This window comes from Streptomyces triticisoli (assembly GCF_003270085.1).
GTDB classification, from domain to species: domain Bacteria; phylum Actinomycetota; class Actinomycetes; order Streptomycetales; family Streptomycetaceae; genus Streptomyces; species Streptomyces triticisoli.
This window is the reverse complement of sequence record NZ_QFDQ01000211.1, coordinates 1-4186: the sequence shown is the minus strand read 5'-3', so window position 1 is coordinate 4186 and position 4186 is coordinate 1. Positions and strand designations below refer to the sequence as shown.

The window sequence follows — 4186 nt, the reverse complement described above, 5'->3', positions numbered from 1 at the left end:
GGCCGCGCCGCGCTCGGCGCCCCCGGGGGCATCGAGCGCGGCTTCCCCATGGCCGCCGGGGCCACGGGGAAGCCCGTCCCGCGGCGCATCCGGCGCACCCCCGCCCGGTGCCGGGTCTGCGGACGCGCGCTCACCGACGGCGGCGAGCTGAAGCTGATGCGCTGTGAGGACTGCCCCTCCGACATGGACGAGGGCCTGTACGAGCGGTTGCGCAAGTGGCGAGCGGAACAGGCCGGGCGCAGCGGGCAGCCCGACTTCTGCGTCTTCACCGACAAGACCCTGATGGCGATCGCCGAGTCCGCCCCGGACGACGAGCGCGAACTGGCGCGCATCCCCGGGGTCGGGATGCGCAAGCTCCGCCGGTACGGAGCGGATGTTCTGGCCATCTGCGCAGGTCAAGAGCCCAGTGCAGAAGAAGGCGAGAACTGATGCGAACTCGTCGAGAAAATAGTTTGCGCGCGCCCCGTCAAGCCCCATAGGTTCTTGGTCACGGGAGCGGTGGCCTTCCTGAGGCCCTGGTTCCGTGTTGTACTTGTGTTTCCGTGCGGACTGGCTCACCCCAGTCCCCTCAGACGCCGAGAGGAGGCGAGTCCAGTGATCAGCATCAAGAGCAGCTTCTTCAGCACCGCCAAAATGACCGATCGCTCGGTCGCCTCCCTGTGCATGCTCGGCGCCTCGAACCAGGGCACCGGTCTGTCCGGCATTCGTGCCGTGCGTCCGGCGTCCTCCGTGTCTCTCGCGGGTCTTCCCGTCCGTGAGCGCGATGAGCGACCGACCAAGGCACTGGAAGCAGTAGCGGCACAGGCGCAGGCCTATGCCTTTATGGCGGCCGGTGCCGGAAACCGGAAGCAGACGCAGCACCACCTGATGTGGGCCTTCCGTGGGCCAGAACCCTGGAGTGATCCAGCCTGATCGCCGATCAGGTCGGCGCCTTCAGGGCCGCGGAACCCCATCCGGGATCCGCGGCCCTTCTGTTTTCCCCCAAGAGGGACAGCGGAGTGAAGGTGCCTCGGGGCAAGAAAAGAACTCGGTACCCAGCCGACACCCGGCCCACCGGCCGGTCCGACCAGACGAGGAAGACGAACCGTGCAACTCGAAGCGCACGCCCCGTCCGTACCGCCTTCCAGCACGATCCCCAAGCCCGGTCTCACGGAGGACCCCGCCTTGACCTCGCTCACCGCGCTCACCGCGCTCGACGACGCCATCGAGAACCTCGGAGTGCCCGTCCCGTGTCGTTCCTACGACCCGGAGGTCTTCTTCGCCGAGTCGCCGGCGGACGTGGAGTACGCCAAGTCCCTCTGCCGCACCTGCCCGCTGATCGAGGCCTGCCTCGCCGGCGCCAAGGAGCGGCGTGAGCCCTGGGGCGTCTGGGGTGGCGAGCTGTTCGTCCAGGGTGTTGTCGTCGCCAGGAAGCGGCCCCGTGGCCGCCCGCGCAAGAACCCGGTCACGGCATGAACACCGCAGGAACGATCGACCACCCCCACACGCACGACCCCCAGAAGCAGGCCCCGATGAAGCCGTCCATCAGCGAGCCCGCAGGCTCCGCGACCGAAGACGTCACCACCACCGGCGCGAACGATTCGCGTCAGAACAGGACCCGAGAGATGCAACTCATCCAAGAAGCCCTGGCTCGTGCGCATATGCACGAGCGACTGCGCGAGGCGGAGCAGCAGCGCCAGGCCGAGCGCCTGGCGGCCGCCCGCCGGATGCAGCGCCGGGCCGAGCGCGCCTCGCTGCGAGCCCGTCGCGCGCTCGCCATGGCAGTGATGCAGTAACCGGCCACGCTGCACACGCCGCCCAGCGGTGGCCTCCCCGTCCGGGAGGCCACGAACTCTCCCCGCGGGGGCCGATCCGTCCTGACGGACCGGCCCCCGCGGTGCGTTGCGCACGTCGATCCACGGCCCGGAGGTATCGTCGCCGGGTGACGAGTCTTCCCGGCGGCCCCGACCACGGCGACTCCACCGCGGAGCGCCCCGCCCTGGTGTGCGCGCACTGCGGCACCCCGGCCGACGGCCCGCCGCCCACGTGGACCTGCTCCGTGGAAGGCGGCGTCCGGCGCTACTTCTGCGAGGCCTGCTCCCGGAGGAACCTCCGCTCGATCGAGGGCCGGCTCGACTCGGCCTGGTGGTAGGTCCCGCCCGAGCTCAGGCCTCGGCGGCCACCTGCTCGTCCTCCGGGCCGGCGGTGTCGGCGGCGAAGCCCGGCAGCCACTGCTCCAGCTCCTCCCTCAGCCGCACCGTCGCTCCCAGCTGACACAGCACTCCGATCGTGCTGAGCGTGACGCGGTGGATCAGCAGATACGCCGGCGGCAGGTTGAGCTGCTTGCCCAGCTGGTAGGCGGGGGAGCGGGGGTCGGCGATCCGGGCCGCCTGGCTGCGCATCCAGCTACGGGTGAAGGTGAACTCCTCCACCTGGGCCGGTTCGATGATCGGCAGCAGGTAGTCGAGGACGGCGTCGGAATTCAGTTCGATGGACTCCTTGACGAAGCCCTCCGTGGACAGCATCCGGTAGACCGCTTCCGCCTCTCCGTCCAGCGCCATGCGCAGGGACTGGCCGATGGGCGTCGGCAGCCCGCCGGGGAGCCGGTCGACGGTGCCGAAGTCCAGGACGCCCAGCCGCCAGTCGTCCTCGCCATCCGGTCCGCCGGGCAGGAGACGGAAGTTGCCGGGATGCGGGTCGGCGTGCAGCAGGCCGGTGCGGGCCGGGCCCGAGAACAGGAAGCGGGCCAGCAGCTGGCCGGCGCGGTCACGTTGCTCCTTGGTGCCGTCCGCAATCACCTCGGACAGCGGGACGCCGTCCATCCACTCGGTGACCAGGACTTGTTCGCGCTGGTGGACGACCGCGGGGACCACGACGTCCGGGTCGCCCTCGAACTCCTCGGCGTGCGCACGCTGGGCCTGTGCCTCCAGGCCGTAGTCCAGCTCCTCGGAGACCCGGTCCTTGAGCTCGGTGATCAGCGGCTTGATGTCCACGCCGGGAACCAGTGGCCCCAGCAGCCGGGCGAACCGGCTCAATTGGCTCAGGTCGGACAGCAGGGCCTCGCCGGCGCCCGGGTACTGGACCTTGACCGCCACCTCGCGGCCGTCGTGCCACACCCCCCGGTGCACCTGCCCGATGGAGGCCGCCGCGGACGGCTTGTCCTCGAACTCCTCGAACAGGTCGCGCCAGTTCGCACCGAGCCGCTCCTCCAGCACGGCGTGCACCGTGCGGGTCGGCATCGGCGGCGCGGCCTCCTGGAGCTTGGTCAGCGCGACCCGGTAGGGACCGGCGACCTCCTCGGGCAGCGCCGACTCGAAGACGGACAGCGCCTGCCCGAACTTCATCGCCCCGCCCTTGAGCTCGCCGAGCACCTTGAACAGTTGCTCGGCCGTGCGTTGCTGCAGCTCGCGGCCGACGAGTTCCGCGGACTCGCCGACGATCCGTTTGCCGAGTCCCCAGGTCGCTCTCCCGGCGAAACCGAGCGGGAGCGCGGCGAGCTTGGCGGTCCGGGTGACCGCCTTCCGGGGAAGATCAGACATGCGCCCTCCAAGTCCCAGCAAGCCGCGCCGCGTCTGCCTGACGGCAGGGCGTCGATGACGGCCCTTGCCCAGCCATTGTCTCGCGTGCCTCCCCGTCCGATGAGGCCTGTTCCCCCTCGGCTTTCCCCGCCGCTCCGCACGGGCAGGCGGGATGTGGCCACAGCGGCCGCGCACGCCAGTTCAGACCCGGTACGGACACCTCCCAGCGGGCGCCCGCGCTGGACGGCAACTCCCCGTCCAGAAAGGCCAGTGCGTGCCCGGCCGCCAGGGCGGCCACCGTCGCGGCGAGAGACAGATCACAGGGGCGTGCATGGCGTGGCCTTCCCGAGCGCCACTGCGCCACCAGGCGCGGCCAGGTCGCATCCCGGTCCGTGCGGCCCAGGTGCACACAGCCGGCGCAGCTCGTCTCGCCGGGCAGGACGAGCGGGCCCACGACGCCCGTGCCCTCCACCACCCCGGCGTACAGATGGGGGATCCCGGACTCGACGAGGGGAGCGGCCCGGGACGGGTCGGGCGCGTGCACGGCGATGTCGTCCCGCGGGGCGAGGATCACCAGGGAGAAGCCCTGCTCGTCCCGCTCGGCCGACGCACCCCGCTCGGCCGGCGTCCGGGGAGTGCGCCGGACCGGACGGTCGGGCGCGGCCCGGCGCACGGCCCGCCGCGCCGCG

7 protein-coding genes are annotated in these 4186 nt (G+C 71.4%); 5 read left to right on the top strand and 2 right to left on the bottom strand.

What is annotated here, in order from left to right:
• From DEP02_RS26100 to DEP02_RS26080, 5 genes are all read left to right on the top strand, one after another.
• Positions 1–429 (top strand): HRDC domain-containing protein (locus tag DEP02_RS26100; protein WP_198668598.1); only part of this gene is annotated, 429 nt, incomplete at its 5' end.
• 165 nt (positions 430–594) lie between these two features.
• Positions 595–912: a hypothetical protein gene (locus tag DEP02_RS26095; protein WP_198668597.1), complete on the top strand. Its 318-nt coding sequence runs from the start codon at positions 595–597 to the stop codon at positions 910–912.
• Positions 913–1086: 174 nt separating this feature from the next.
• A complete protein-coding gene (locus tag DEP02_RS26090; RefSeq protein ID WP_112470136.1) occupies positions 1087–1455 on the top strand; it encodes a WhiB family transcriptional regulator in 369 nt (122 codons plus the stop codon).
• Positions 1452–1775, top strand: coding sequence for a putative WhiB-interacting protein (locus tag DEP02_RS26085; RefSeq protein WP_112470135.1), 324 nt, complete (start codon positions 1452–1454; stop codon positions 1773–1775). Before DEP02_RS26090 ends, DEP02_RS26085 begins: the two co-directional genes overlap by 4 nt.
• A 146-nt stretch (positions 1776–1921) precedes the next feature.
• Complete coding sequence (locus DEP02_RS26080; RefSeq protein ID WP_112470134.1) at positions 1922–2131, top strand: hypothetical protein; 210 nt, start codon at positions 1922–1924, stop codon at positions 2129–2131.
• A gap of 13 nt (positions 2132–2144) precedes the next feature.
• On the opposite strand, the gene DEP02_RS26075 is transcribed toward DEP02_RS26080, so the two are convergent.
• Both DEP02_RS26075 and DEP02_RS26070 read right to left on the bottom strand, forming a co-directional pair.
• Positions 2145–3518, bottom strand: a complete 1374-nt coding sequence (locus DEP02_RS26075) for an ABC1 kinase family protein (protein ID WP_112470133.1) — start codon at positions 3516–3518, stop codon at positions 2145–2147.
• Positions 3511–4186: TOMM precursor leader peptide-binding protein (locus DEP02_RS26070; protein ID WP_157977543.1), on the bottom strand; the 676-nt coding region annotated here is incomplete at its 5' end. The genes DEP02_RS26070 and DEP02_RS26075, both read right to left, overlap by 8 nt.

What these genes read in the sequence shown, in the direction of transcription:
- DEP02_RS26085 (WP_112470135.1), top strand. Translation starts at nt 1,452, where the DNA reads ATGAACACCGCAGGAACGATCGACCACCCCCACACGCACGACCCCCAG.
- DEP02_RS26075 (WP_112470133.1), bottom strand. Translation starts at nt 3,518, where the DNA reads ATGTCTGATCTTCCCCGGAAGGCGGTCACCCGGACCGCCAAGCTCGCC.